The organism is Klebsiella sp. RCJ4 (assembly GCF_009025755.1).
GTDB lineage: Bacteria > Pseudomonadota > Gammaproteobacteria > Enterobacterales > Enterobacteriaceae > Klebsiella > Klebsiella michiganensis.
This window is the reverse complement of the sequence record NZ_WCIN01000007.1, coordinates 1-2,606: the sequence shown is the minus strand read 5'-3', so window position 1 is coordinate 2,606 and position 2,606 is coordinate 1. Positions and strand designations below refer to the sequence as shown.

General features: G+C 52.4%; 2 tRNA genes and 2 rRNA genes. All 4 read right to left on the bottom strand.

Annotated features, from left to right (window positions below):
* Positions 1–542, bottom strand: a 23S ribosomal RNA gene (locus F8562_RS02835); the annotation flags it as partial.
* 178 nt (positions 543–720) lie between these two features.
* Positions 721–796 (bottom strand) — tRNA-Ala (locus F8562_RS02830).
* Positions 797–903: 107 nt separating this feature from the next.
* Positions 904–980: transfer RNA gene (locus F8562_RS02825), tRNA-Ile, on the bottom strand.
* Between the two features lie 71 nt (positions 981–1,051).
* Positions 1,052–2,591 (bottom strand): 16S ribosomal RNA (locus tag F8562_RS02820).
* Positions 2,592–2,606: the final 15 nt, after the last annotated feature.

The following is a 2,606-nucleotide window of genomic DNA, read 5'->3' as shown; positions in this document are numbered from 1 at the left end:
GGGCTCCTACTGCTTGTACGTACACGGTTTCAGGTTCTTTTTCACTCCCCTCGCCGGGGTTCTTTTCGCCTTTCCCTCACGGTACTGGTTCACTATCGGTCAGTCAGGAGTATTTAGCCTTGGAGGATGGTCCCCCCATATTCAGACAGGATACCACGTGTCCCGCCCTACTCTTCGAGTTCACAGCCTGTGTGCTTTAGTGTACGGGAGTATCACCCTGTACCCTGCGACTTTCCAGACGCTTCCACTAACACACAAGCTGATTCAGACTCCGGGCTGCTCCCCGTTCGCTCGCCGCTACTGGGGGAATCTCGGTTGATTTCTTTTCCTCGGGGTACTTAGATGTTTCAGTTCCCCCGGTTCGCCTCGTTAACCTATGTATTCAGTTAACGATAGTGCAACGAATTGCACTGGGTTTCCCCATTCGGACATCGCCGGCTGTAACGGTTCATATCACCTTACCGACGCTTTTCGCAGATTAGCACGTCCTTCATCGCCTCTGACTGCCAGGGCATCCACCGTGTACGCTTAGTCGCTTAACCTCACAACCCGAAGATGTTTCGTAAAACATCGTCGTGTCGCGAAAATTTGAGAGACTCGAACACACTTGAACAGTGTGTCGTTTCAATTTTCAGCTTGATCCAGATTTTTAAAGAGCAAAACTTCGCAGTGAACCTTTTCAGGTACACTCTGAAGTTTTCTTGTGTTGTGCAGTAAAGATGGTGGAGCTATGCGGGATCGAACCGCAGACCTCCTGCGTGCAAAGCAGGCGCTCTCCCAGCTGAGCTATAGCCCCATCGTAGTTAATCTCATCAACCTTAATTTCTGTTGAGGCAAGGCGTGGTGACATGAAGCATACTTAAAGTATGTGAGTGTCGCCGCAACGCAGCATCAGCAGAAATTTGGTAGGCCTGAGTGGACTTGAACCACCGACCTCACCCTTATCAGGGGTGCGCTCTAACCACCTGAGCTACAAGCCTGCAGAGATTTTTTACTGCTACATTTTCATCAGACAATCTGTGTGAGCACTACAAAGGCAGGTTCTTTAAGGTAAGGAGGTGATCCAACCGCAGGTTCCCCTACGGTTACCTTGTTACGACTTCACCCCAGTCATGAATCACAAAGTGGTAAGCGCCCTCCCGAAGGTTAAGCTACCTACTTCTTTTGCAACCCACTCCCATGGTGTGACGGGCGGTGTGTACAAGGCCCGGGAACGTATTCACCGTGGCATTCTGATCCACGATTACTAGCGATTCCGACTTCATGGAGTCGAGTTGCAGACTCCAATCCGGACTACGACATACTTTATGAGGTCCGCTTGCTCTCGCGAGGTCGCTTCTCTTTGTATATGCCATTGTAGCACGTGTGTAGCCCTACTCGTAAGGGCCATGATGACTTGACGTCATCCCCACCTTCCTCCAGTTTATCACTGGCAGTCTCCTTTGAGTTCCCGACCGAATCGCTGGCAACAAAGGATAAGGGTTGCGCTCGTTGCGGGACTTAACCCAACATTTCACAACACGAGCTGACGACAGCCATGCAGCACCTGTCTCAGAGTTCCCGAAGGCACCAAAGCATCTCTGCTAAGTTCTCTGGATGTCAAGAGTAGGTAAGGTTCTTCGCGTTGCATCGAATTAAACCACATGCTCCACCGCTTGTGCGGGCCCCCGTCAATTCATTTGAGTTTTAACCTTGCGGCCGTACTCCCCAGGCGGTCGACTTAACGCGTTAGCTCCGGAAGCCACTCCTCAAGGGAACAACCTCCAAGTCGACATCGTTTACAGCGTGGACTACCAGGGTATCTAATCCTGTTTGCTCCCCACGCTTTCGCACCTGAGCGTCAGTCTTTGTCCAGGGGGCCGCCTTCGCCACCGGTATTCCTCCAGATCTCTACGCATTTCACCGCTACACCTGGAATTCTACCCCCCTCTACAAGACTCCAGCCTGCCAGTTTCGAATGCAGTTCCCAGGTTGAGCCCGGGGATTTCACATCCGACTTGACAGACCGCCTGCGTGCGCTTTACGCCCAGTAATTCCGATTAACGCTTGCACCCTCCGTATTACCGCGGCTGCTGGCACGGAGTTAGCCGGTGCTTCTTCTGCGGGTAACGTCAATCGACAAGGTTATTAACCTTATCGCCTTCCTCCCCGCTGAAAGTACTTTACAACCCGAAGGCCTTCTTCATACACGCGGCATGGCTGCATCAGGCTTGCGCCCATTGTGCAATATTCCCCACTGCTGCCTCCCGTAGGAGTCTGGACCGTGTCTCAGTTCCAGTGTGGCTGGTCATCCTCTCAGACCAGCTAGGGATCGTCGCCTAGGTGAGCCGTTACCCCACCTACTAGCTAATCCCATCTGGGCACATCTGATGGCAAGAGGCCCGAAGGTCCCCCTCTTTGGTCTTGCGACGTTATGCGGTATTAGCTACCGTTTCCAGTAGTTATCCCCCTCCATCAGGCAGTTTCCCAGACATTACTCACCCGTCCGCCACTCGTCACCCGAGAGCAAGCTCTCTGTGCTACCGTTCGACTTGCATGTGTTAGGCCTGCCGCCAGCGTTCAATCTGAGCCATGATCAAACTCTTCAATTTAAGTTTGATGCTCGT